We start from the raw sequence: 26,221 nt of genomic DNA, 5'->3' as shown, positions 1-26,221 counted from the left end.
GCAATCCAGAATGGCACACAAGCCAGCGGATGTGAATGATCGCGGTCCGGCTGGTCCTCGTCCATTTTTTACGGTGGAGGCGAATGTGCCGCCTGCGGTGTTGGCGATCTGGCGGCAAAAGTCGCGACGATGCGAAAACCTTGAGTGGGCGTTCACCGACGTCCACTCTCGATACTGCTCGTGAGGGCTTTAAGGCGCCGGTTACGGCGCCATGCCGAAGGCAGGTTGTGGTTTCTGGCGGGCGAGAGGCGGGAACGCGAGCGCTATCGCCGCGGCCCCCAGCCCGACCATCGCGGAGCCGATGAACAGCCAGGAATAATTGGCGAAGGTGTCGAATATCCAGCCGCCGATGAGAGGGCCGAAGGCCATGCCGAGGCTGGAGAGCATCGTCGCCGCGCCGAAGACCGTGCCGATGATGCGCGGCCCGAAATATTCCCGCGCCAGCACGGCATAAAGCGGCATCACACCCCCATAGGCGCTGCCGAAGACGATGGCGAGCGCGTAGAATTCACCGAGCTGGCTGACGAGGAGATAGGTCGCAAGGGCCGCCGCCTGCACGAGCAGGCCGGCGACCAGCACCGGCTTCACCCCGATCCTGTCGGCAAGGCTGCCATAGAGCAGCCGGCCGCCCAATCCCGCCAGACCCTCGACGCTGTAGATGCTGACGGCCGCCATCGGTGCGACGCCGCAGATCGTCGCATAGTTCACCATGTGGAAGATCGGCCCGGAATGTGCCGCACAGCAGGCAAAAAAGGTCAGGCCAAGCACGATGAATTGCGGCGATCGAAAGACCTTCGACAGTTGCGGCCGGGCGCCGTCGGCCGCGAACTCGGTTCCGGTGTCAGTAGTCTCGGCGGGCGGACGCCTGACGAGAAACGCAGCCGGCACGAGCAGCACCCAGGCCGCAACGCCGATGATCAGCATGGCCGGCCGCCATTCATAGGTTGAGATCAACCAACGCGCGAAAGGTGAGATCGTCATCGGCGCGACGCCCATGCCAGCCGAGACCAGCGACACCGCAAGCCCGCGGTTTTCGTCGAACCAGGCGGTCGTCGCCGCGATCATCGGCGCGAAGAACGTGCTGGCGGCCAGCCCGACGAGGATGCCGTAGGTTAGCTGGAACTGCAGCAGCGTTTCGGCCCGGCTCGCCAGGACCAGCGCCAAGCCGAGCAGCACGGACCCGATCATCACGACGATGCGCGGGCCGAAGCGGTCGCTTGCCGCCCCCCAGAAGAAGCCGCCGAAACCCATGACGATGAAGTTCAGCGTCATCGCGCTTGCTATGCCGACATGCGACCAGCCGGTCGCCGTTGCAATCGGCTCCTGAAAGATCGCCAACGAGAACATCGCGCCGAGCGCAACGCATGTCATCAATGCGCCCGCAGCGACGATGACCCAACGATAGGAAACACTCATGGCTACATAACCTCCATGCCGACAGAGTGATCGCGGCGCATGCGGCAAGCCTACCGCATTTCGCGCCTGCGATCTCAAGACGTTTGAACCGCCGCGATTTCGACAGCGCACTCACATCTTTTTTAAGTGTCGAACCGGCAATGGCCCTATCGGCAATGCGCTCTGATCCTCGAAACTAGTCCAATCCCAGTCTCTGAAACAGTTCGGTCGGCGCGCCATACTGCTCGACGACTTGCCGCATAAGATGCAGCATTCGTTCTCGCTCTTCGCGCCGATCCTGCCAGAGGTCGCGCTTTTGGCCTGGATCATTGCGTCGATCAAATAGCAGCGGCTGGCTGTCCAGGTTCCGCCGGTCTCCGGGGCCGTCGGGGGTGATGGGAATTTTCCATTGCGGCATGTCGATACCGGGGATGTAATAGCCATGATCGACCGGCCTGTCCTGCGGCTCGATGGTGGTGGGCACCATGGTCGAGTAGGCGTAAAGCGGCTTTTCGCGATCCGGCGGCTGGATCAGCGTCCATTCGCCATCGGTGCAGCAGATGCCTTGCCCGAATGTCCCGTATATGACGGCGTTCCGCGCGTTGCTGGTCTCGCCTTTGAGAAGCGGCAGAAATGAATGCGAATGCGTCTGTCGTGGCGGCTCGACGCCGGCCATAGCCAGGATCGACGCGAAGAGGTCGACGGTCGACGTCAGATTTTTTATCGCGCCACCATTGGCTTGGAAGCCGGGGTGCCAGACGAGCAGCGGGATGTTTGCGTGGCTGTCGAAATGCGGGAATTGTTTGCCATAGCCGCCGCGTTCGCCGAGGTCGTGTCCGTGATCGGTGGTGACGATAACAGCCGTGTCGTCCCAGAGCTCAAGTTCGTCCAGGGTTGTGAACAGCTTGCCCAGCCACCGGTCCGTCATCGTCAGCTTGGCGCCATACTGGGAGCGAACGAAAGCCAGTTCCTCGGGGCTCGCCTGGCTCATGAACTCCGCCTGACGCGCCGCATCCTGATAGGGCGGCCACAGCGTGAAGCGGTCGCGCGCCGCACCGTCACCGTACATCGATGCATAGGGCTCCGGCACATCGAAGGGTTCATGCACGTCGAAGGACTCGACCTGCAGAAAAAACGGCTTTCCGGTTTTCGGTTTGGCCAGCCATTCGCTGGCTGATGTCATCACCTTGGCGGGAAAGAAATCGGCCTCATCGTTGAAGTTCGCGACATTGGAGAAGTAGCGATGGCCATAGCCCGGACGCCATTTCTCGATATTGTGCGCCCATCGCGGCAGATCCGCCTCCGGCACAAGCGGTTCCCAGAAATCCAGCTCGTGCCCTCGAATGAATTCCGCGCCTTGGAAGCTCTGGATGTAGCCGTTCGCCGACTCCTCCCAGTAGTGATAGTGATCGGTGACGATCGCGGTGGTGTAGCCCGCACTCTCCAGCAGTTTCGGCAGACGAAGGTCGAAGGGTTCGAGCGGGCCCCAAGGACGCCATTGCATGCCGCTGAAGCCGGCAAAAATCTCACGCCGCGCCGGCATGCAGGGCAGGCTGCCGACGAAGTGATTGTCAAAACGCCAGGCCTTTTGCGCAAATGACTGAAGGTTCGGTGTCGCAAACTCAGTTCCGCCATAGGCCGAAAGAGCATTGCGGTTAACGCTGTCGATAAGCACGAGGATGATGTTCATGGAAGGACCTTCGATGTTCGTTCGAGGCTTTCACGCCGCTACAGCTTCACCGCACCGGCCGCGAGATCGGAGACCAGCTTTCGCTGAAGCAGCATGAAAAGGACAAGCGTGGGCAGCGTCGAAATCACCGATGCCGTCATCACCAGATTCCATTGGGTGGTGTATTCGCCGAAGAAGCCGGCCAGCCCGACCGGCACGGTCTTGTTTTCGTCCGCTGTCATCAGTGTCAGGGCAAACAGAAATTCATCCCACCCCGACACGAAGGCGTTGACCGCGACCGTCACCACACCCGGCCAGGCGATCGGCAAAATGACCTTGAAGATGATCTGGATCGTGGAGGCGCCGTCGAGCTTGGCTGCCTCGTCGAGATCCTGGGGAATTGTGTCGAGGTAGCCGAGAAGCAGATAGATGGCGAATGGCAGGTTCATGGCCGTATAGGACAGAACCAGGCTCAGCGGATTGTTGATCAGCCCGACGGCGAAAAACATCGAATAAAGCGGCGTGATCAGGATCACGTAGGGAAATAGCTGCGTGCAGATCACCAGGATCAGCAACAGGCCGCGGCCGCGGAAATCGCGGTTGCGCGAAAAACCATAGGCGGTGATCAGCGCGATGGTCACGGCCGCGACAGTCGAGATTGTGCAGACGACGAGGCTGTTTCTGAGGTAGTTCGGGAACGGCGAATTCTGAAGGAGGGTGTAGTAGTTTTCCAGGGTGACGCTGGTGAACAGCTGAAACGTCCGGGTGAAGATTTCCTTGTCCGGGCGGAAGGAAATCAGAACCACCCAAATGAAGGGGAACGCCAAAATCAGCAGCAGGCCGATACCCAGAATGACGGTGATCAGGTCCCTGGCGAACCTGATATGCCGCGCTTTATGCGTCATCGAAACATTCATGACGACGCTCCCCGTTTCCCGCGGGAGAGAATCCCGAGATAGACGAGCGCGAAGGCGAACATCATCAGGCTCATGAGAACGCCGATGGCGGCACCCTCGCCGACGCGATAGTCGACAAACGAGACCGTATACATTTTCGTTGCCAGAACCTGGGTGTAGTCGCCCGGTCCTCCTCGGGTGGCGAGCCAGACGTAGACGAAATTGTTGAAGGTCCAGATCGTCGTCAGCAGCGCGACGACCGCGATCACGGGCTTCAGCATCGGCAGGATGATGCGCAAATGGATCTGAAACTCGGACGCGCCGTCGATGCGGGCCGCTTCCCTGAGTTCCCTCGGAATCGACTGCAGCGCCGCGAGGAAGGTGATGATGACGAAAGGAAGCTCGCGCCAGATCAACATCGTTTCGACCGCGCCCCAGACCGTCGACGTCCTGGAAAGGAACGGAATTCCCCTGTCGATGAGCCCCGTCGACAGGAGAAACTGGTTGACCGCGCCGTAGCGGGGATCGAGCAGCCACTTCCAGGCGGCGACGGCGACGACCGGCGGCGTTACGAAGGGGACAAGCACCAGCGACCGGACGAGCCAGCCGATGCGCCATCTGGCGAAGACCTCGGCGTTGAGAAGGATCGCCAGCGCAAGTCCGAGTGCCAATCGAATGACGACCGTCACGAATGTCAGCAGGAAAGCGGTGTTGAATAAGGCGCCGGCAATTCCTTCATCCTTGAGGACGGCGGCGAAGTTGGCAAAGCCGACCCACCGACCCTCCTTTCCCAGATCGAAAAGGCTAAGGTCCTGAAAGCTGAGCGCGATATTGTAGAATGCCGGGCCGGCAAAAAAGATTGCCAGGATGAGCATCGCCGGCATGACCAGGCCATAAGGCTCGAAATGCCAACTCCGGAATGATCCTCGTCTTTCGGTGCGCTTGGCCAGCGCGCCGTCCGGGTTTGCGGAAACAGACATCGTCAGCCCTTGCCGCGGGCAAGCAAGTCGTTGAGTTCCTTGATGATGACATCCGCAGCCTCATCAGGGTTGCGCTGCCCGGAGAATACGGCGCCGAACTCACGATTGATGAGCGCTGTCATGCTCGACACCTTGATCGGGGAAGAGATGTAGCGCTCGAAGGTCTGCGCCAATGGAAGCATCGTCACATAGCCCTGCTCGGCCGGCGGAAACTGGAGCTGTGAAAGCAGCGACTTCTGCGAGGGATATTGGTTGTAGGTTTTGAAGGTCTCGGGGCCGACCAGATATTTGACGAACTCCCAGGCCTCCTTCTGATGCTTGGTGTTGGGATTGATGCCCAGCGCACGTCCGCCAAGATGGGAGATGCGCTTTTCCGTCCCGTTCGGGATCGGTGCGGTCAGCAGCGGCTTTTCAGATTGTTTCTCGGCGGCCCTGAAGGTTTGCGGCGGAAAGAAAGTGATCGCGCAGTCGCCTCGGCCGAGCCCGCCGATCAGCTCGGGATCGCCCCAGGCATTCACGGTGATGAGATTTTCGGGCGCCGTTCCGTCCACGAAAAACTGGTTGAAATAGTTCATCGCCGCCGCCAGTTGCTCCGGCGTCACCGCCACCTTCCATTTCCCCGGGCTTTCCTCCGTGACCAAGGTCGAGCCGTTGCTCCAGAGGTAATAATTTACCAGCGTCCACATGCCGCTGTCGGGTGCGCTGCCTGCGGGGAAGCAGAAACCGTATTGTTCGGTCCCACCACCTTCGGTGGTCAACTTCTTGGCAGCTGCCGCAAGATCGTCCCAGCTATCGGGAAAGTTCGAGACACCTGCTGCCTGCAGGAGATCCGGGCGATAGGCCATCGAGAATGTATCCGCCGTCCATGGCAGGCCGAAGATTTTGCCATCGAGGGTGGCGAGGTCGAGAGCCAGAAAATCGTCGGTGCCGGCTCCCGGCGCATTCGATTGGATGAGAGGGCTAAGATCGAGGAGCAGCTTTGATCGCGCGAGATCACGCGTCCACACGAAAGCCAGCTGCTGAACATCCGGTCCCGCACCGGCGGGAATTTCGCGCGCCAACTGGGCAAGCGTGTCGCCGCCCGACATCGTCTCCAATTTGACCTGGACATCGGGATGACTAGAGTTCCAGGCCTCGACGGCGGCAATCAGGCCTTGAATTTCGGTCGGGGGATCGAATTGACGAAACGTCAGCTGGACCTTGTCCTGCGCCGCCGATGGAGCGAGCGCAAAAATCATCGACGCCGCCGTCGTCGCGGCGAAAATCAACTGCCGGCCTATGCCATTTTTAAACATCGGTTCCTCCTCCTTCTATCCCCATCCCGCGCCCCGATTTCCTTGTCGAAGGCTTATTCTTCTGTGTAGAGCGTCCGTCGAGAACGTGCTCATCGGCGCGAAATTCCCTTTCATGAGGGGCTTTCGCAGCTCTTGGCACGCTCGAATTAGTCTACTATTGTTGTGTACAATGTGGCGCAGATGGTGCTGAGGTCAAATGCAAACATGCTATATGTTATGCATAAGTCGCATAGGGAGGGAGACGGATGCGGGAGCTACGCCAATTCGTCGAAGTGGCAAACCAGCGATCGATCTCGCGTGCCGCCAAGAAGCTGAATATTTCGCAGCCGGCGCTTTCCCGGGCTATCCGGCAACTCGAAGACAGCTACGGCGTTCCGCTGTTCAACAGGACCGGCGCCGGCGTCGAATTGAGCGTTTACGGTTCAGCCCTTTATAGCCGGGCGGTGCGGATATTGCCGGCGCTCGATGAAGCGAAAGAAGAGATCGAACATCTTCAGGGCCGCGCCAAGGCCGTTATTCGCATAGCCACCGGCGATCTTTGGGGGCTCGTCATATTGCCGGGGATCATAAAAGCCTTCAGCCGGACGCATCCGGGTGTCGTCGTCCACGTCGAGATCGCCGATGACGGTACACGTTTCGAAGGGATGCGGCACGGCGTCTACGATCTCGTCTTCGGAACGCTCTCCTACAAATATGAAGCCGTCATGCAAGTCGAGTTCGAAACGCTGGCAAGACAGGCGACCTACATCTACTGCCACAAGGATCATCACCTGGCCAAAGCGGCGACCGTCACCCTCGATGATCTTCTGCGTCAGCGCTGGATCAGCCCCGGTTACGGAGATGATGAAGGGCCTGGTCAACTCGAGCGTCAGACCCGGGATTTTGCGGTTCGTGTGGACTCCATGTTGCAGGCTCTGTTGATCATGCAGGGTTCGCCGCTGGTGATGGCCGCCTCCAGCGGCTTTGCGAAATTGTTCGATGGGTTCGGGATCAGACCGGTGATGTTCCAGGACCACGGCCGCGTACAGGAATCGGGCGCAATCTACTTTCCGCGCGCGCTCGAAAAATCTCCGGTCCGCGATTTCCTGCGTTTGGTGCGTGGTTCGATGCCGTTGTTGGCGTTGCCCGAATTCTCGCTTCCTGAAACTGCGTGATCAAAGCGTGCGAAACATCACCAATGCGTCGACATAGCCCTGCGTCGGATGAAGGAAGACGCCCGGGAGCCGGCCGACGATATCGAAGCCGAGAGATTGCCACAGCGCGACCGCGCGTTCGTTGCTGCTGACGACGAAATTGAACTGCATGGCGCGAAAGCCACGCAAGCGGGCATGGTCCAGGGAATGCTCATGCATCAGCCGGGCGACGCCACGGCCGCTTGCGGCAGCATCGGTCATGTAGCCGCAATTGCAGACATGCTGGCCGCCGCCTGCCTGATTGGCCCTGATGTAATAGGTGCCGAGGATCACGCCATCCGCTTCGGCGACGAAGGTCTCGCGGTCCGGTCCCATCCAGTAGGCCAGCGCATCAGCTTCGCTCAAATCGCGATCGAGCGCATAGGTTTCGCCGGCGCGGATCGTCGGACCGATGATCCTCCAGATGGCGCTTCGATCGTTCTTGTCTGCGGGTCGGATCAGCATGCCCGATCTCTAACGAAACCGGGCACGCCGCGCAACGGGTCGGCAGCCTCCGGCAAAAGCTGGAAGCGTCCCGGCCTCAAACCCTTTCAAGTGCTATCGCAATCCCCTGCCCGACGCCGATGCACATGGTCGACAGCGAATATTTTCCGCCGGTCTGCATAAGCTCGAGGGCGGCCGTGCCGGTGATGCGTGCACCCGACATGCCAAGCGGATGGCCGAGCGCGATCGCGCCGCCATTGCGATTCACCCGCGCATCATCATCGGCAATGCCGAGCGCGCGCAGCACCGCCAGCCCCTGGCTGGCAAAGGCCTCGTTGAGTTCGATCACGTCGAACTGATCCGCGGTCATGCCGAGCCGTGCCATCAGCTTGCGCGAGGCCGGGATCGGCCCGACGCCCATCACCCTTGGCGGAACGGCGGCAGCCGCGCCGCCGAGGATGCGGGCGATCGGCGTCAGGCCGTATTTCCGCGCCGCCGCTTCCGAAGCGACGATCAGCGCCGCCGCCCCGTCATTGACGCCGGAGGCATTGCCTGCTGTCACCGTGCCGCCTTCTTTTTTGAAAGGTGTCGCGAGTTTCGCCAGCGTTTCGATCGTGGTTGCGCGCGGATGCTCGTCCTTGTCGACGATAACAGGATCGCCCTTGCGCTGCGAGATGGTCACCGGGGTGATCTCCTTCGCCAACCGTCCGTTCGCCTGGGCGGCGGCGGCCTTCGCCTGGCTTCGCACCGCGAAGGCATCCTGATCCTCGCGGCTGACATGATAGTCCTCGGCGACATTCTCGCCAGTCTCCGGCATGGAATCGACGCCGTACTGCTTCTTCATCAGCGGGTTGACGAAGCGCCAGCCGATCGTCGTGTCATGGATTTCGGCGGCCCGTGAAAAGGCCGTCTCGGCCTTCGGCATGACGAACGGCGCGCGTGACATGCTCTCGACGCCACCAGCGATCATCAGCTCGGCTTCGCCCGCGCGGATGGCGCGTGCGGCCGTGATCACCGCATCCATGCCGGAGCCGCAGAGCCGGTTGATCGTCGTGCCGGGGACGGCGATCGGCAGGCCGGCGAGCAGAGCCGACATGCGCGCGACATTGCGGTTGTCCTCACCCGCCTGGTTGGCGCAGCCGAAGATCACATCGTCGACGGCTTCCCAATCGACGGCGGCATTTCGTTGCATCAGTGCCTTCAGCGGGATGGCACCGAGATCGTCGGCCCGCACCTGGGAGAGCGAGCCGGCGAAACGGCCGATCGGCGTTCTGATATAGTCGCAGATAAAGGCTTCGGTCATGGCTTTTCCTCAGAGTTTCGGGACGACAAGGTCGACAACCGGCCCTTCGACGTGCAGCGGCGCACCGGTCATCGCCTGCAATTCCTCCTGCGACATCGCGGCCAGTTTCTCGCGCAGGACGAAACGTCCGTTGACGATGTCGACGACGGCGTGGCTGGTATAGACGCGGGTGATGCAGGCAACGCCGGTCAGCGGGAAGGTGCATGTCTCCACCAGTTTCGGCTCGCCTGTCTTAGTGACGTGCTCGGTAATGACGCAGACCTGCTTGGCGCCGTGCACCAGGTCCATGGCGCCGCCGACGGCCGGCACGCCTTTGCTGCCCACCCGCCAGTTGGCAAGGTCGCCGCTCTGGGCAACCTGATAGGCGCCGAGGATCGCGACGTCGAGATGGCCGCCGCGCACCATGGCGAAGCTGTCGGCGTGATGGAAGAAGGCGGCACCCGGCTTCAGCGTTACCGCCTTCTTGCCAGCATTGATCAGGTCCCAATCCTCCTCGCCTGCCGCCGGCGGCTCGCCGAAGTTCAGGATGCCGTTTTCGGTGTGGAAGATCGCCTGACGGCCGGGGGGCTGATAGCGGGCGACCATTTCGGGAAAGCCGATGCCGAGGTTCACATAGGCGCCGTCGGCAATATCCTGCGCGGCGCGCCAGGCGATCTGCGCATTGGAAAGCTTGATGTCTTCGCGGGTGTTGATGGGGCGGGTGTTGATGGTCATACGTAGGCCACTCCGGCTCGAATGAGCTCTTCTTCCTGCTGGGGATTGGAAACAGTGACGACGCGGTCGACGAAGATGCCTGGTGTCACCACCTGCTCGGGATCGATGCCGCCGGCCGGCACGATCGATGACACCTGGACGATGGTCTTCGCAGCTGCCATGCACATCAGCGGATTGAAGTTGCGGCCGGCCTTGTTGTAGGTGAGGTTGCCCTGGATATCGCCGATCGCAGCCTTGACGATCGCGAAGTCGGCCTTCAACCAGCGTTCCTGCACATAGTGGCGGCCATCGAATTCGGCGATGACCTTGCCGTTGGCCAGTTCGGTGCCGTAGGCGGTCGGCGTATAGAAAGCCGGGATGCCGGCTCCGCCGGCGCGGATGCGCTCGGCAAGCGTTCCCTGCGGCACCAGCTCGAGCTCAATTTCGCCGGCCAGATATTTATCCGTGAAGGCGCGCGGATCCGACGAACGCGGGAATGAGCAGATCATCTTTCTGACCATGCCGGCATCGATCATCGCTGCAATGCCGATGCGCCCGTTGCCGGCATTGTTGTTGATCACGGTGAGGTTCTTGGAGCCCTTGTCGATCAAGGCATGAATGAGCTCGATCGGGGCGCCCGAGCCACCAAAACCACCGATCATGACGGTCGCGCCATCACCGATCTCAGAGACGGCTTCCGCCGTGCTCCCGACTGTCTTGTCCATGCGTGACCTCTCCTTGGCTACTCGGTCGGGGAACTCCCATCCCGTCCTCTGGCGTAGACATAAAGTGCCGCGGGCCAAGCGGCAACGTATTTGTGCGATATTTGACATTTGTTCATATATCGCACAAATTGAGATGAATCCATTGGAGACTGGACCCATGCGCGAAACGGATTTCGTCAGTGGCTTTGCCCGCGGCCTGAAGGTGATCGAAGCTTTCGGCGAAACGCGACAGCGGCTTTCCATCGCCGAGGCCGCCAAGCTGACGGAGCTCGACCGCGCCACTGTGCGCCGCTCGCTGCTGACGCTCGCCGAGCTCGGATATGCCGATTATGACGGCAAGTTCTTCACGCTGACGCCGAAGATCCTGCGGCTTGGCCATGCCTATCTCGCAGCGACGCCGCTGCCGGCGCTGCTGCAGCCGCATCTCGATCTTCTCTCGGAAAAGGCCGGCCAGAGCGCCTCGGCCTCGGTGCTCGATGGCACCGACATCGTCTATATCGCCCGCGCCTCGCAACGCCGCGTCATGTCGATCAACCTCACCCCCGGCAGCCGCCTGCCCGCCTACTGCGCCTCGATGGGGCGCGTGCTGCTCGCAGCCCTTAGCGAGAGCGAGGCGCGCGCCATCCTCGCCCGCAGCGAGCTGAAGCAAAACACGCCGAATACGAAGACCGATCCGGAGGACCTCATCACCGAATTCCGCCGGGTCCGCACTGACGGTTACGCCATCATCGATCAGGAGCTGGAGATCGGCCTCTGCTCTATCGCGGTGCCTGTCGACAACGACCGCGGCGAAACGGTCGCGGCGATCAATATCGGCGCGCCGGCCGCCCTCGTCCCGGCGGCCGAGATGAAGGAGCGCTATCTGCCGCTGCTGAAGGAAACACAGGCCGCGTTGCGGCCGCTGCTGCGCCGGTGAGCCACCGCAATCTCGGCTTCCCTCGGGCTCCCCGCACCCCGCAACGCCAGTTCGATGCGCGGAACGCAGCCGTCGCCGTCTCGCGCGGCGCACTCACAACGCGCAATGCGTCTGATTTCGAGGGACTCGGCTTGCAGATCATCAATCCGTGGAAGGATCTCTAAGTCCCTCGCATCGCAGAATTCTGAACCATCTAAAATCAGCCGAGACCCAAGCACTCCCACTTGATGTATCATAATTTCCGATATACATCACTTCAGCGGAAATAGTGGAGGAATGATGGAACGCTCGTTTTTGACGATTGCCGCTGGCGAGAATAATGATGCGATACGCGCGCTTTCGGCACCGGCGCGACTCGAGATGCTCAAGTTGCTTTGCGCCAAAGGGCCGATGAATATCAACGATATCGCACGTGCCCTTTCTCTTCCTCAATCGACTGTCGCCACCGGGATCCAGATTTTGGAAGACGCCCGGCTTGTCGATTCGCAGTTGACGAAGGCCCGCAAGGGAAACCAGAAGATCTGCTCGGCGATCTACAGCGAAATTCTGATCAGTTTCGAGGAAAGCGCGGCCCAAAGGGCCAACAATATCATCGAAGTCGAGATGCCGGTCGGGCTCTACACCAGCTGTGACGTCCATGCGCCGTGTGGTCTTTGCTCCACCGAGAGCGTCATCGGCCCGCTCGATGTTCCCGACTATTTTCTCGACCCGCAGCGCATGCAGGCCGGGCTCGTCTGGTTCGGCCGGGGTTATGTGGAATATAAATTCCCCAACAATGCCAAGGTGTTAAACAAGGATATCCGCGCCATCGAGTTTTCGCTGGAGTTGTCGTCTGAGGTGCCTGGCACCAATCCGGACTGGCCGTCCGACATAACGCTCTGGGTCAACGGCATGGCCATCGGCACCTGGACGTCGCCCGGCGACTACGGCGACAAGCGCGGCGCCTTCACGCCGGCATGGTGGAAGCTCGAAGGCTCGCAATATGGGATGATGAAGACCTGGCGGATTTCCACCCGCGGGACCTTCATCGACGGTATCGCCGCCTCGAATGTCACGCTCAGCGACCTCGCGCTTGCCCAGCACTCCTCGATCCGGCTGCGGGTCGGCATCGCCGAAAATGCCGGTCATACTGGCGGCGTGAATATTTTCGGGCGTAGCTTCGGAAATCACGGGCGCGATATCATCATGCGACTGCATGTCTGAAAAATAAAAATCGGAAATCTTGATTTAAATATTACGATTCTTTCCGGTTCCGGTGGCCGATAAAGGCGCCCAAATAACTGTAATTAAACAATTTTTTCTGAACTCCATATTAGTATGATTAAAGTCGCAACTTGGTTGACACAACAACATTCCTGATATCAAGTTAGAGGCAAGAAAACAAAATATCTGATACATAAACGGGAGGATCCGTTGAAGACGAACGTTGTGGTTCACCGCGATTTCCGCATCGCGACCATTGATTCCAGGCTCTACAGTTCATTTCTCGAGCATCTCGGCAGGGCGATCTACGGGGGCATTTATGAGCCCGGACACCCGACCGCTGATGAGGACGGATTCCGCCAGGATGTCCTCGATCTGGTGCGTGATCTCGACACGCCCTATTGCCGCTATCCTGGCGGCAACTTCGTCTCGGCCTATAATTGGGAAGACGGCGTCGGCCCGCGTGCCGAGCGCCCGGTGCGCCTCGACCTTGCCTGGCGCACCCGCGAAGCCAACCAGATCGGCGTCAATGAATTCGTCGACTGGTGCAAGAAGGCAAATACCAAGCCGATGCTCGCCGTCAATCTCGGATCACGCGGCCTGGATGCGGCTCGCAATTTCCTCGAATATTGCAATCATCCCGGCGGCACCTACTGGTCGGATCTGCGCCGCAAGCACGGCTGGTCTAATCCGCACGATGTCAAATTGTGGTGCCTCGGCAACGAGATGGATGGCCCCTGGCAGGTCGGCCACAAGTCGGCCTATGAATATGGCCGGCTGGCGGATGAGACGGCCAAAGCCATGCGCGGCTTCGACAAGTCGCTTGAGCTCGTGGTCTGCGGCTCGTCCAATTCCGACATGAAGACTTATCCCGAGTGGGAAGCCCAGGTCCTCGAGCAGTGCTATGACAGCGCCGACCATATCTCGCTGCATATGTATTTTGCCAACCGCGAGAAAAATACCCTCAACTATCTCGCCCGCGCGACGAAGCTCGACCGCTACATCACCACGATCGGCGGCGTGATCGACTACATCAAGGCAAAAAAACGCTCGAAGAAGACGATCGGCATTTCCTTCGACGAATGGAATGTCTGGTATCATTCCAACCAGCAGGACAAGGAGATCTTGGCGCGCGACGAGTGGCCGGATGCGCCGCATCTCTTGGAAGACATCTATAATTTCGAAGACGTGCTGCAGGTCGGCGGCATCCTCAACACCTTCATCCGACGTTCCGACCGGGTGCGCATCGCCTGCATCGCGCAGCTCGTCAACGTCATTGCCCCGATCATGACCGAGGACGGCGGTGCGGCGTGGCGCCAGACCATCTATTACCCGTTCTATTACGCCTCCAGATATGGCCGTGGAACGGCACTGCAGCTGGTCGTCGATGGCCCGACCTATGACAGCGACGAGGAGAACGACGTCCCCTATCTCGACGTATCGGCAGTCCATTCCGAAGACGGCAAGACGCTGACCTTCTTTGCCGTCAACCGCCATCCGAGCACGGCGCTCGATCTCGATGTGCGACTGGAAGGCTTCGGAAATGCCCGGGTGGTCGAGCAGGTGGAGATGACCCACGGCGACCTGGAAGCCGTCAATACGGCGGTGCGGCCGAAGACGGTCGCCCCCGTCAACGTCGAGAGTGGAAAGATCGAGGATGGACGCCTGCGGGCGGCGCTGAAACCGTTCTCCTACAACGTCATCCGGCTGTCGGTGTGACAGCTACCGCCGGGTAGCCCATTGGGGGCACGCCCCGGCTGAAAATATTCGGCTCGCTGCGAGGAGGCAGGGAGCCGGAGAGATGGTTCACTGAGGTCCCGGACCTGATTGTTCAAGTCCTGACGCTTCTGCGAACCGACAACCGCGACGTGCCCATGCGTGCCTTTACGGCCGCCGTATCGTCGCTTTCTAGGGAGGAGTTCATGCAACAGTGGAAGAGGCTCGCATTTGGCGTCGCGCTGGCCGCACTCGGCCTGACAGCGACGGCCAAGGCCGATGACTACACCTCCTTGCCGCGCAAGGAGACGCTCATCGTCGAAAATCCGGAAGGGACGATCAAAAATCCCGGCTGGTTCAACATCTGGGTCAATGGCGGCGGCGGCGTATCGACCGGCCTGCAGCAGCTGACCATGGATACGCTCTGGTATATCGACCCCGAACAAGGGCTTGGCGGCGCGACCTGGGACAATTCTCTGGCTGCCGACAAGCCGCAATACAATGCCGACTTTACCGAGATGACCGTGAAACTGCGCAAGGGGCTCTTCTGGAGCGACGGCGTGGAGTTCACGGCAGACGACGTGGTCTATACCGTGAAGACGCAGATGGATCACCCCGGCATGGTCTGGAGTGCTGCCTTCTCGGTGCAGGTGGCAAGCGTCGAGGCGACCGACCCCTCGACTGTGGTGTTCAAGCTAAAGAAGCCCAATTCGCGCTTCCATGCCATCTTCACCGTTCGCTGGAACGGCGCCTGGATCATGCCCAAGCATGTTTTCGAGAAAGTCGAAGATCCGCTTCGTTATGATTTCGCCAATCCCGTTTCGCTCGGCGCCTACAAGCTCAAGTCCTACGACCCCCAGGGCAAGTGGTATACCTGGGAGAAGCGCGACGACTGGCAGCGCACATCGCTTGCCCGCTTCGGCGAGCCGGCTCCGAAATATGTGACCTATGCCGATCCCGGCCCGCCGGATAAACGCACCATCGCTCAGCTCGAGCACAATCTCGATATCATTCACGACAACACGCCCGAGGGCATGTTCACGCTGAAGGAAAAATCCAAGACGATCGAAACCTGGTTCCCGGGTTTCCCCTTCGCCCATCCGGACCCGACGCTTCCGGCCGTGATCTTCAACACCCAGAATCCGCCCTTCGACAATGCCGATGTACGCTGGGCGCTTGCCCTGCTGATCGACATCAAGGCGGTGGATATGGCGAGCTATCGCGGGGCAGCGACGCTTTCGGCGCTCGGCGTGCCGCCGACGGCGGCCACGATGAAGGACTACCAGGCGCCGATGCAGGATTGGCTGAAGAATTTCGAGATCGATACCGGCAAGAGCAAGATCAAGCCTTATGACCCGACGGTCGGGCAACAGATCGCCGATATCCTGCGCAAGCAGCCGAAGTTCAAGGACCAGATCCCGACCGACCCGGAGGCGATCAGCGGTGCCTTCGGCTATGGCTGGTGGAAACCGGATCCGAAGGCTGCCGGCGAACTGCTGGAGAAGGCAGGCTTCAAGAAATCCGGCGGCAAATGGCTGACCCCTGATGGACAGCCCTTCAAGATCCGGATGACGGTGGAAGGCGACACACGCTCGGTCTTCACCCGCGCCGGGACGTTGATCGCACAGCAATGGGCCGCATTCGGCATCGACGCCAAAGCCGTGCCGGCCGCGAAACTTTGGCAGACGGCGCTACAGCCCGGCGATTTCCAGGTTGCGATCGCCTGGAGCGTCGAGACCTGGGGCGGCGATCCCGACCTGTCGTTCTTCCTGGACAGCTGGCATTCGCAGTTCGTGGCCAAGAAGGGTGACAATCAGCCGCCGCGCAACTGGCAGCGCTGGAGCAATCCGGAGCTCGACAAGATCATCGAAAGCATTCGAGGCATCAGCGCCGACGATCCGAAGGGCGTCGAGCTCGGCAAGGATTATCTGAAGCTGGTCGCCCGCGAAATGCCGACGATCCCGCTGATGTCGTATAACGTCTTCACCTCGATGGATACGACCTATTGGACCGGTTATCCGACGATCGCTGATCCCTATACCGATCCGGTGCCGAATTGGGCCAACTCCAGGCTGATGATGGTCAAGCTGAAGCCGGCACAACCGAAATAATCCTCCCAACGCCGGCGCGAGTGTTGCGCGCCGGCCCCCTAATCGACGGGCATGTGGCATGTCCGTCGATCCTTTCCACTTGATGAAGGGAACCAGAGAGGAACCACCGCCCTATGACGTCCTATCTGATCTTTGTGCTGAAGCGGTTCGGTCAGTTTCTGCTCGTTGTATTTCTTGGCGTGACCATCACATTCTTCGTCACCCACCTGACCCCGATCGATCCGGTCGAAGAAAGCATAGGCGCCATCACCCAGATGGGGCAGTCCGATCCGAATGCGATCGAACTGATGCGCCAGTCGCTTCGCGAGCTTTACGGCATGGAGGGCTCGATCTGGCAGCAATACCTGCATTTCTGGCTGCGGCTTGCGACCGGTGATCTCGGTCCCTCGCTATCGGCTTTCCCCACGCCCGTTTCCACCATCATCCTGCGATCCCTGCCCTGGACAATCGGACTGATGACGGTATCGACGCTGATCACCTTCGTGCTCGGCAATGCGATCGGCGCGCTCGCCGGCTATTACCGCAAGGACATGGTGCTGAAGGCCGTCAGCCTCGTCTTCATCGCCCTGCTTCCCATTCCCTATTACATCCTCGCCTTCGTGCTTCTGATTGTGTTCGGCTATCTCTGGCCGGTGCTGCCGATCAATGGCGGCTACGAGATGAACGCCAATCTGGACCTCTCCTTTGCCCTGGTCTTCGATATCCTGAAACACTCGATCCTACCGGCCTTGTCGCTGATCATGGTCGGTGCCGGCAGCTGGCTGATCGGGATGCGCGCGCTCGTTTCCAACATCATCACCGAGGATTACGTCGTCTTCGCCGAGCTTGGCGGCGTTCCGAAGCGAAAGATCCTGCGCTCCTACATCGCCCGCAATGCCATGGTGCCGCAGTTCACCGGGCTTGCCATGTCGCTCGGCGCGATCTTCAACGGCACGGTCATCACCGAAATCGTCTTCGGCTATCCGGGCATTGGCAACCTGCTGATCGAAGCGGTGCATGCCGGCGACTATAGCCTGGTGCTCGGCCTCAGCGCATTGTCGATCGTCGGCGTCGCCGCCGCCGTCTTCATCATCGACATTCTGAGCCCGCTGATCGACCCGCGCATCAAGGTGGAATAGAGCATGTTTACGATCGTCCGCGACCTCGCGCGCCAGAATATGGAATTCCTCTGCGGCCTGCTGCTCTTTGCCGTCATCGTCGCATTGATAGTGGTGTCCTATTTCTCGCCTTACGGCGCGACCGACATCTATCTTCTGCCGCCCGATATGCCGCCCGATGGAGAATATTGGCTCGGCACGACGTCGCGCGGCCAGGACGTTTTCTGGCAGCTGACAACCGCGCTCAGGAACACCCTGTTTTTTGGCATCGGCGTCGCCTTCATTTCACGCATCATCTCGCTGGTCGTCGGCCTCGTCGCCGGCTATGCCGGCGGCGCGGTCGACCGGGTGCTGATGGCCATCAACGACAGCGTCATGGTCATCCCGCAATTTCCGCTGCTGATCCTGTTCTACTTCGTGCTGAAGGACAGCATGACCTGGACGGCGCTGATCCTCATCATGGCCGCGCTCGGCTGGTCCTATGATGCACGCCTCATCCGTTCGGTGGCGATCAGCCTGAAGACGAGATCCTTCACCACCCAGAGCGTCTATTCCGGCATGAGCATGCGCAAGATCCTCGTCGAGGAGCACCTGCCCTATGTTCTGCCGATCGTCTTTGCCACCACGATGAACAACATGATCTGGTCGATCGGCATGGAGATCACCCTGTCGGTGCTCGGCTTCACCGATATCGAGACGCCGACCATGGGCATGATGATCTATTGGGCCAATGCGCATTCGGCGCTGATATCAGGCATATGGTGGTGGGTGGCCGCCCCCGTCGCCGTCATCGTCGTCCTCTTCCTGGCGCTCTTCCTGCTGTCCATGTCGATGAACGAATACAACGATCCGCGCAGCCGGCTGAACCGGATGGGAAGTTAGTATGGATCCTTTGGTCGAAATTGAGAATCTGAAAGCCTATTACCGTGCCTTCCTCTACGGCGTCGATCGCGAGGTGCGCGCCGTCGACGATATCAGCCTGACCATCGCCCGCGGCGAGGTCTATGGCGTCGCCGGTGAATCGAGCAGCGGCAAGACGACCTTGATCAAGACCATTGCCGGCGCGATCCGGCCGCCGCTGAGGGTCGTGTCCGGGAAAGTGACATTCCATTTCGACGGCGGCACCCAGGATATCTATGCGATGAAGCCGGAGGATCGGCTGGCGCTGCGCTGGAAGCATCTGTCCTATATCATGCAGGGCTCGATGAATGTGCTCAATCCGGTGCGCCGGATCCGTCATTCCTTCACCGATTTCGCCTTTCGCCACATGAAGGTCAGCGGCCCGGTCTTTCTCGAAAGGGTCGCCACCCATCTGCAGCGGCTGAAGCTGGATCCGCATCTGCTCGATGCCTATCCCCACGAACTCTCCGGCGGCATGCGCCAGCGCATGACCATTGCGCTGGCCACCATCCTGACGCCGGAATTCATCATCGCCGACGAACCGACGACCGCGCTCGACGTCATCGTTCAGCGCGACGTGCTGTCGATGATCCGCGAGATCCAGCGCGAGATGGGCTCGTCCTTCCTGTTCGTCACCCATGATATGGGGGTTCACGCGACGGTCTCCGACCGCATCGGCATTGTCTATGCCGGGCGTCTTGTCGAGGAAGCGCCGACCGCCAAACTCTTCAACAAACCGCTCCACCCCTATACGCAGCACCTCGTCGGCAGCCTGCCGCGCATCGGCGATGCGACGGCCCGCCCTTCGCTGGAGGGGCGTCCGCCTAACCTCGCCATGCCGCCGGAAGGCTGCCGGTTTCATCCGCGCTGTCCCAAGCGCATGGAGATCTGCTCGCAGAAGGTTCCGCCGCTCGTCACTGTCGAGCCGCAGCGGCGCGTGGCGTGTTTTGCCGTTACGGGAGATCAGGTTTGAGCGCTCTTCTTAGCCTCTCGCACGTCACGAAGGTCTACCGGCAGGGCGGCATGCTCGGCCGGCGGCTGATCACGGCGGTCAAGGACGTCAGCTTCGAATTGGGAGCGGAGCCGGAGATCCTGTCGATCGTTGGAGAATCCGGCTCGGGAAAATCGACGGTCGCGGCGATGATCCTCGGCCAGACCGAACCAACGGAAGGCGAGCTTCAATTCAGCGGCAGGACCGTCGCCATCCATAGTCGATCCGAACGCAAGGCTTTCATGAAAGAGGTCCAGCCGGTTCTGCAGAACCCCTTCGAAGCCTTCAATCCGCTGAAACGTGTCGACCGTTATCTCTTCGAGACCGCCCGCAATTTTTCATTCTCGGGAAATCGGCCGGACCGAGAGCAGGCGGAGAAGATGGCGGATGCCGCCTTGGTCCATGTCGGCCTGACTTTGGAAGAAGTGAAAGGCCGGTTCCCCCACGAATTGTCGGGCGGCCAGCTTCAGCGCGTCGCCATCGCCCGGGCGCTGATCCCGCAACCCCGGCTGCTGGTGGCCGATGAACCGGTATCGATGGTCGACGCATCGCTGCGCATGGCGATCGTCAATCTCTTTGGCCGTCTGAAAAACGAGCTCGGTCTTTCGATCGTCTACATCACCCACGACCTCGCCACCGCCTATTACATCAGCGACAACATCATCATCATGCGCAAAGGCGAAATCGTCGAACGCGGACAGGCGCGGGCCGTGCTGGATGATCCCCAGCATGAGTATTCGCGGGCGCTGAAGGACGCGGTCCTTGCCGCCGATTTCAGCCCGGCACAGTGAGCGGCGCGGGGAGATGCGGGCAATGCTACGTCTGTTAACCGGATCCAGCACGAATAGGCAGCTTCCCTCTATAGGACGCTGGCAAGTTTAGCGTTGCCTTAAAGAAACCGTGCAAGGATGAGGGTCTGTCATCCACGCCGGCAACCCGATGAAGTTTCGAAGAAATCTCGCTCGCTCTGCAGTAAGTCATACCAGCGCATTCGCTCCCGCAATATTTGCCGCAATTATTGCAGCAATCGTCGTTTGGGTAGCAACGAACTGGCGGCTGGAGCGATCGCTTGCCGATGAGCGCTCGATCGTTGCCGGCGAGCTTGCTACCATATCCTCCCGGCTTCAGACGAACCTCAATAGCAATGTGAAGCTGTTGCAGGGGCTGGCGGCCGGCATCGCAGTCAATCCAGAGATGGGCCAAAACGGATTTTCCAAACTTGCCGCGCAGATCCTGCAACCCGATTCGCAATTGCGAAGCTTCGCTGCCGCGCCCGACATGGTGGTCAGCTGGGTTTATCCGGAGAACGGAAACGAAAAGGCCATCGGGCTCGACTACCGAAACAATGAGAAGCAACGGGCTGCCGCGATGCTGGCGCGCAACACCCACAATATCGTTCTGACAGGCCCAGTGGAGCTTGTCCAAGGTGGAACCGCTTTTGTCGTCAGGTGCCCGGTCTACATCAATAACGGAACAAGCCAGGTCTTTTGGGGCCTGCTTTCCGGAATAGTCGACATACCGAAGCTTTACCAGGAAAGTGGCCTTGCTTCGACCGAGCTTGAGATCGCCATCAGCACCGTACCGGAGCCGAATTCGCCCAAACAGGTTTTTTTCGGCAGCCTGGCAACTTTTTCAAGCAAACCGGTTCAGACATCCGTTGACATGGTTTATGGCCGATGGACCCTCGCCGCACTCCCAAGACCGCGATGGGGCCAAAATAATGGGATCGGTATTTTTGAGTTCTACGCCAGCCTGTTGGCATTATGTGTCGTTGCACCGATTGTCTGGATCGGCTTTCTGACCGGATCACGCCAAAGAACGATCGAAAAGCTTCGCCTTCACAAGAAAAAGCTCGTTCGAGCACGACAGAGGCTGGAGCATCTCTCATTGCATGACGCATTGACGGGGCTTCCCAATCGACGATTTGTCGACCGGATGATCTCGCAACCGCCGAGACCCCGTCCACAAGATTATCTGATATTCATTCACATCGACCTGGATCGATTTAAGGAGATCAACGACACGAGAGGGCATGCTGGCGGTGACGCGGTCTTGCAAGCAACGGCTTCTCGCCTTGCCGATTTGGTTGGTCCAAACGACGTAGCGGCTCGGATCGGTGGAGATGAGTTCATCTTCGCCAGTTGGAGTGCCGATCCGGAGCCGAAGGCAACCGCATTGGCACGACAAATTGTCGATACGCTCGATCAGCCCCTCATCATCGACGATGCGGCGTGTGTTGTCGGTGCAAGCGTTGGCGTCGCCTGGGAGACTGAACGTGCTCTCGGTCCGGACCTCGGCCAATTGCTTCTCAATGCCGATTTGGCTTTGTACGAGGCAAAGAAGGCGGGTCGCGGCCGCGCGGCGGTTTTTACGGAAGAGCTTCGCAGCGCCGCGATCCACTCGAAAGAATTGGCGGACGAATTCAAGCAAGCGCTAGATCGCGATGAACTCGTTGCGTTCTTTCAACCGCAGTTCGATGCAAATACGTTGGACCTTGCCGGCGTCGAGACACTTGCCCGTTGGGATCACCCGCAAAAAGGTCTGCTCGCCCCGGACAAATTTCTGGACGTTGCGGAAAAACTGGGGCGCACCGGCGACATGGATAGGCTGATCCTGCAAAAGGCCCTATTCGAGCTGACAAGATGGGACAGTCTGGGAATGCAAATTCCACGTGTCTCTGTCAACATTTCAGCGCGTCGATTGGCGCAGCCAAATCTGCTTGCCGAGCTGTCCGAACTTCCCATAGCGAAAGGTCGCCTGTGTTTCGAGCTGCTCGAGACAATCTCCTTCAATGATCTTCAACCTGTTCTCAAAGAGATCATTCCAGCCGTCAAAAAGCTTGGCATCGAAATCGAGATCGATGACTTCGGCACCGAACATGCCAGCATTGTCAGTTTGCTTCGATTTGAGCCGCGACGACTGAAGATCGATCGCGAAATTATCAAGCCGATTGTCGCGTCTCCATCTCAGCGCCGCCTGGTCTCCTCCATTATCGAAATCGGCCGATCGCAGAACATCGACATCGTTGCAGAGGGCGTGGAGACAATGGACCATGCGAAGATCCTGAAGGATCTCGGTTGCCATATATTGCAAGGTTACGCTCTGGCACGGCCAATGACCTCGGAGCAGTTGATTGAATTTTATTGTGTGAAGGACAAAGGAATGACAGAGGCAGGCCGATAGCCAAGCCCCGCATTCCGTGCATGATTATCTTCCGTCGATCCTCGACTTATTGCAGCCAATCGCCTGTATCTACATCCCAAGCCCCAAGCTCTTGCCCCGCGAAAGCGACCGCTTCAACTCCATCTGCTGGGTGAGCTCCGCACGATGACCGCGGTCGGCAAGGCGGGCAACCTGGCGGATCCGCTCGACGTCACCATCCCGATCCGGTCCCACTCGCTTCAGCTGATCCGCGAGATCTGCGGGATCGGCGCGACCGAAGCGCATTTCGATCGCAGTCACGATGTCCTTTGCCTCGGCAAGCGCTCGACGCCCCTCCGGTGTCCCGGCCAGTCGCTCGACGAACTTTGCCTTGTCCGTATAAGGCAGATCATCGAGATTGCGCAACAGCGCCTCACTCCGGCGGCTCGGCCCCAGAACCTCGACGACGTCCTGCTTTTCCCGCTTCCAGCGCTCCGAGCCGCATTCAGCCTCAAGGCGACGCTGCCAGCTGTTGGCGGATTGGCGAACATGTGAAGCCAGCGCATCGATCCGGGAAAGCGCTTGTTTGCGTTCGGCGTTGTCTCCGAACAGGCCGGTCTTGCCGGCCAGCGCACCGATCGTCTCGGGCAAAGTGCTGAGTTGACTGGCGAGCGCGACCGGATCTGCATTCTCATCCAGGATGCGGCCGCGCAACACGTCCATTGCCGCTGGCGCGTCGTTGAACACCTGCGGCGCAAGCTGCTTTGCCGCGGCCCAATCTCGTTCGAATGCCGGCATTGCCCTTGACCGACCAACCGCTTCGACGCTCATCGCATAGGTCTTAACCGCCGCAACGAGCACGCGGCGTTCATCGTCGCGTTCATCGCGACGTTCATCGCCAGTGGGATCCTGGTGCGAAGAGCCGCCATCGGCGATGCTGCGGGCTGCGAGCGGTGTAGGCTCTTGCAGTGGCTTGGGAACCGCCGTGTCCGGGATGCGCTCTGCCTCCCTGGTGATCGCAGCCGGGGCGACATCACTCTCGCCCTGCCCCCGGCGATCCTCCATGCCGCGCCGATTGGCAAAGTCATGGGTATAGTCGAGCGTCGTCTCCTTCAAGCCTGAGCGGCTCAGTGTCTCTGTCAGGGCGCGCACAGTCTTGAACGCATCGAGGCTGGCATAGAGCTGCACCTCCTCGCGATGACGGGTCATCGCCACGTAGGTCAGATGCCGGTCCATCGTCGTCGAAGCCAGGACAAAACTCCGGTCGACGGTAGCGCCTTGCGTCTTGTGGATCGTCGTCGCGTAGCCGTGGTCAAAGGATTGGTAACGATTGACCGGTACGGTCACCTGGCGTTGTCCATCTTGCGTCTGCGCCTTGCCGTCAAGCCGAACCTGTATTGCGTCCGGTTGGACGGCGATCACCTCGCCCAACATGCCATTCTTGACGGCGAGATCACGATCGTTCTCCAGGAAGACGATGCGATCGCCGCGTGCGAAGGATCGCTTCCCATTGTTGGTCTGGTAGGTGAGTTCCTCACCTTTATCGTCAGACGGGTTGCTGCCCGTTGCCAGCTCACCGCGCTCCTGCAACCGAGCACGAATGCCGGCATTGATGGCACGGACGTCGTCGCGTCGATGGGCCATGGCAATGCGCGTGTCGTTGGGATTGGCCGATCGGTCAGCGACGTAATCGGCAATGATCGCCTTCAGCACGTCGTCGCGGTTTGCTTTCAGCTGGATGTTGCCATGTGCTTGGTAGGCAGCAAGCCCGTCGGCAGTCCGATGCGAGGCAAAGTCGATCGATGCCTGCTTTTGCCAATCAGTTCTTTGCCGTCGCACTTCCGAAAGCTGCGCATGACCGACGGCTTCGGCGATCGCCCGAAACGGCGCGCCCGCTCCGATCGCCTGAAGCTGTTCATGATCGCCGACCAGGACGAGCTTGGCGCCGGCCCGTTTGACCTCGTCGACGAAGCGGGCGAGCTGCCGGCTGCCGACCATGCCGCCCTCGTCGATGACGAAGACATCGCGGGCATTCAGCCGACCACGATCAGCTTGCCAGGAGTATTCCCAGGACGCCAAGGTGCGACTTGAGATCCCCGACGATTGCTCCAGGCCTTCCGCCGCCTTGCCGGCCAATGCCGCGCCGTGAACGCGATAGCCCTGCGCTTCCCAGGCGTGCCGGGCAGCCGCCAGCATCGTGCTCTTGCCGGCACCGGCAAAGCCGATCACCACGGCGATCTGAGCTGGCCCTGTGACATGCTCGATCGCCTGGCGCTGTTCCGCCGACAGTCCCTGCCCCGGTGAAGGATTTCCCGCCTGGATCGATCTGTCCTGATCGGCGATAGCAGCATCGACATAGCGCTTCGCCACAGCGTGGTTTTGGCGCGTCTTCATCGCAACAGTGGCTGTTGCCATCGCGCCCTCGATTGCCACCATCTCGACCGTCGAATAGCGTGCCTCTCCATCGCGGCCGCGAACGCTTGAACTGTCGGGCTTCAGCTCGACGAGGGCTTTCGACGCCATGACCGATGCAAAGGCGTTCTGGAATGTCTGCGCATCGTCGTTGATAGTGCGATGCAGAGCCCTGGCAATGTCATAGCGGTTGAAGACGCTTTTCTCGTTGGTGATGAGCTTCAATATCTCTTCGGGGCGCCTCCGGATGGTCTCGGCATTTCGCTCGGCCGATTGCGGTGAGATGCGGACGCGCGAGACTGCCCCACCCTGCCGATTGATCTGAGTGGCATGTACACCGACATGTTCGCTCGGCTCGATCGTGATCCCGGCCTCCAGATGCGAGCGATGATCGATGCGGATATCGAGGCCGGCCCTCTCAAGGTGCGTGTTGGCAAGATGCTCCCACGCCTGTCTGAGATCCTTCAGCTGCAGCTGCGATGGCGGCAGGTGATTGGCGAGAAGCCATCTGTTCTCCCGCTCGAGCAGCGTCTTGTCGCCAAGACCGGTTTCCCTCAGCTGGCGCGTCGTCATCATCAGATGCGCATGGCTGTTGCGGATATCTCCGCCCCCGCCCGGCCGATGGATCGCGAAGTCGACGGCAGCGCCATAGCGGTTGGCGAGATCTTCGGCAAAGGCCCGCGTCAGCACCAGGCGTTGATCGGAACTCAATTCGTGTGGCAGGGCGATTTCGAATTCCCGGGCAATCCGGGCGTCACTGCGTTTCTCGGCACGCTCGGCGGCATTCCACAAGGCCGATCGCTTCATCGCCCAATAGGCGGAAGACTGAGCCGGCAGGACGATCTCGGCATGCTCGACACCTGTCCTGTTGCTAAAATCATGGGTCAGCCCATCGCGCTCGTTGGTCAGCCGCTCGGCGGCGCGATAGGCGGCGGACGCGACAGCGCTGCGGCCAGCGCTGCGGGCGATCGGCTTCATGCTGAGATGATAGATCGCCATCGCTTGTCCCCCTTGTTAGCGGGCCGCCGGCCCGCGCTTTGAGTTGCCCCGCAACTCGTAAGTGCGCCCTTGTGCCTTCGTCGCTTCGCGCCTTCGGGCACTGGTGGGAGCACGCGGCAATCGCCCGATGACCTCGTAAGCCGTTCAGCCGGTCGCTTCCACG

20 protein-coding genes are annotated in these 26,221 nt (G+C 60.2%); 10 read left to right on the top strand and 10 right to left on the bottom strand.

Translation table 11 applies throughout. The annotated features are described in order from the left end of the window. Positions 1–201: 201 nt before the first annotated feature. The 5 genes from AC245Y_RS29665 to AC245Y_RS29645 all read right to left on the bottom strand — a co-directional run bounded on the left by AC245Y_RS29665 (position 202) and on the right by AC245Y_RS29645 (position 6,235). Positions 202–1,416, bottom strand: coding sequence for an MFS transporter (locus tag AC245Y_RS29665; RefSeq protein ID WP_003554035.1), 1,215 nt, complete (start codon positions 1,414–1,416; stop codon positions 202–204). 175 nt (positions 1,417–1,591) lie between these two features. After that, a complete protein-coding gene (locus AC245Y_RS29660; protein WP_003554037.1) occupies positions 1,592–3,085 on the bottom strand; it encodes a sulfatase in 1,494 nt (497 codons plus the stop codon). 38 nt (positions 3,086–3,123) lie between these two features. Next, complete coding sequence (locus AC245Y_RS29655; protein WP_003554040.1) at positions 3,124–3,981, bottom strand: carbohydrate ABC transporter permease; 858 nt, start codon at positions 3,979–3,981, stop codon at positions 3,124–3,126. Beyond that, positions 3,978–4,940 carry a carbohydrate ABC transporter permease gene (locus AC245Y_RS29650; protein WP_017996510.1) on the bottom strand — a complete coding sequence of 321 codons (963 nt, stop codon included), beginning with the start codon at positions 4,938–4,940 and terminating at the stop codon, positions 3,978–3,980. Before AC245Y_RS29650 ends, AC245Y_RS29655 begins: the two co-directional genes overlap by 4 nt. Positions 4,941–4,942: 2 nt before the next feature. Then, a complete protein-coding gene (locus AC245Y_RS29645; protein WP_017996511.1) occupies positions 4,943–6,235 on the bottom strand; it encodes an ABC transporter substrate-binding protein in 1,293 nt (430 codons plus the stop codon). A gap of 245 nt (positions 6,236–6,480) precedes the next feature. On the opposite strand from AC245Y_RS29645, the gene AC245Y_RS29640 reads away from it, so the two are divergent. Then, complete coding sequence (locus AC245Y_RS29640) at positions 6,481–7,389, top strand: LysR family transcriptional regulator (protein ID WP_003554047.1); 909 nt, start codon at positions 6,481–6,483, stop codon at positions 7,387–7,389. Here the strand turns inward: AC245Y_RS29640 and AC245Y_RS29635 are convergent, their stop codons facing one another. The 4 genes from AC245Y_RS29635 to AC245Y_RS29620 form a co-directional block, all read right to left on the bottom strand. Beyond that, positions 7,390–7,872, bottom strand: coding sequence for a GNAT family N-acetyltransferase (locus AC245Y_RS29635; RefSeq protein ID WP_017996512.1), 483 nt, complete (start codon positions 7,870–7,872; stop codon positions 7,390–7,392). A gap of 76 nt (positions 7,873–7,948) precedes the next feature. Next, a complete protein-coding gene (pcaF, locus tag AC245Y_RS29630) occupies positions 7,949–9,154 on the bottom strand; it encodes a 3-oxoadipyl-CoA thiolase (protein ID WP_017996513.1) in 1,206 nt (401 codons plus the stop codon). 9 nt (positions 9,155–9,163) lie between these two features. Next, positions 9,164–9,868 carry a 3-oxoacid CoA-transferase subunit B gene (locus tag AC245Y_RS29625; protein WP_017996514.1) on the bottom strand — a complete coding sequence of 235 codons (705 nt, stop codon included), beginning with the start codon at positions 9,866–9,868 and terminating at the stop codon, positions 9,164–9,166. After that, a complete protein-coding gene (locus AC245Y_RS29620; RefSeq protein WP_003554056.1) occupies positions 9,865–10,572 on the bottom strand; it encodes a 3-oxoacid CoA-transferase subunit A in 708 nt (235 codons plus the stop codon). Before AC245Y_RS29620 ends, AC245Y_RS29625 begins: the two co-directional genes overlap by 4 nt. Positions 10,573–10,729: 157 nt before the next feature. Between AC245Y_RS29620 and AC245Y_RS29615 the strand changes: the two genes are divergently transcribed. The 9 genes from AC245Y_RS29615 to AC245Y_RS29575 all read left to right on the top strand — a co-directional run bounded on the left by AC245Y_RS29615 (position 10,730) and on the right by AC245Y_RS29575 (position 22,689). Then, positions 10,730–11,488 (top strand): IclR family transcriptional regulator, encoded by a 759-nt coding sequence (locus AC245Y_RS29615; RefSeq protein ID WP_003554058.1) that lies wholly within the window; start codon positions 10,730–10,732, stop codon positions 11,486–11,488. A gap of 276 nt (positions 11,489–11,764) precedes the next feature. Beyond that, the gene (locus AC245Y_RS29610) at positions 11,765–12,691 is read left to right on the top strand and encodes an ArsR/SmtB family transcription factor (protein WP_017996516.1); all 927 of its coding nucleotides are present in this window, start codon (positions 11,765–11,767) and stop codon (positions 12,689–12,691) included. 210 nt (positions 12,692–12,901) lie between these two features. Further along, on the top strand, positions 12,902–14,410 hold the full coding sequence (arfA, locus tag AC245Y_RS29605; RefSeq protein ID WP_003554061.1) for an arabinosylfuranosidase ArfA: 1,509 nt from the start codon (positions 12,902–12,904) through the stop codon (positions 14,408–14,410). 203 nt (positions 14,411–14,613) lie between these two features. After that, complete coding sequence (locus AC245Y_RS29600; protein ID WP_017996517.1) at positions 14,614–16,518, top strand: ABC transporter substrate-binding protein; 1,905 nt, start codon at positions 14,614–14,616, stop codon at positions 16,516–16,518. Positions 16,519–16,631: 113 nt separating this feature from the next. Beyond that, complete coding sequence (locus AC245Y_RS29595; RefSeq protein WP_003554064.1) at positions 16,632–17,636, top strand: ABC transporter permease; 1,005 nt, start codon at positions 16,632–16,634, stop codon at positions 17,634–17,636. 3 nt (positions 17,637–17,639) lie between these two features. Continuing rightward, complete coding sequence (locus AC245Y_RS29590; RefSeq protein ID WP_003554066.1) at positions 17,640–18,497, top strand: ABC transporter permease; 858 nt, start codon at positions 17,640–17,642, stop codon at positions 18,495–18,497. A gap of 1 nt (position 18,498) precedes the next feature. Beyond that, positions 18,499–19,488: an ABC transporter ATP-binding protein gene (locus tag AC245Y_RS29585; protein WP_003554069.1), complete on the top strand. Its 990-nt coding sequence runs from the start codon at positions 18,499–18,501 to the stop codon at positions 19,486–19,488. Next, positions 19,485–20,297 carry an ABC transporter ATP-binding protein gene (locus tag AC245Y_RS29580; protein ID WP_017996518.1) on the top strand — a complete coding sequence of 271 codons (813 nt, stop codon included), beginning with the start codon at positions 19,485–19,487 and terminating at the stop codon, positions 20,295–20,297. Before AC245Y_RS29585 ends, AC245Y_RS29580 begins: the two co-directional genes overlap by 4 nt. A 148-nt stretch (positions 20,298–20,445) precedes the next feature. Beyond that, on the top strand, positions 20,446–22,689 hold the full coding sequence (locus AC245Y_RS29575) for a bifunctional diguanylate cyclase/phosphodiesterase (protein ID WP_017996519.1): 2,244 nt from the start codon (positions 20,446–20,448) through the stop codon (positions 22,687–22,689). Positions 22,690–22,758: 69 nt separating this feature from the next. Here AC245Y_RS29575 and traA read toward each other — a convergent pair whose 3' ends face one another. Then, on the bottom strand, positions 22,759–26,058 hold the full coding sequence (traA, locus tag AC245Y_RS29570; RefSeq protein ID WP_017996520.1) for a Ti-type conjugative transfer relaxase TraA: 3,300 nt from the start codon (positions 26,056–26,058) through the stop codon (positions 22,759–22,761). Positions 26,059–26,221 lie beyond the last annotated feature (163 nt).

Source organism: Rhizobium sp. SRDI943 (genome assembly GCF_057653695.1).
The sequence above is the reverse complement of the archived record's forward strand: the minus strand, read 5'-3'. Positions and strand labels throughout refer to the sequence as shown.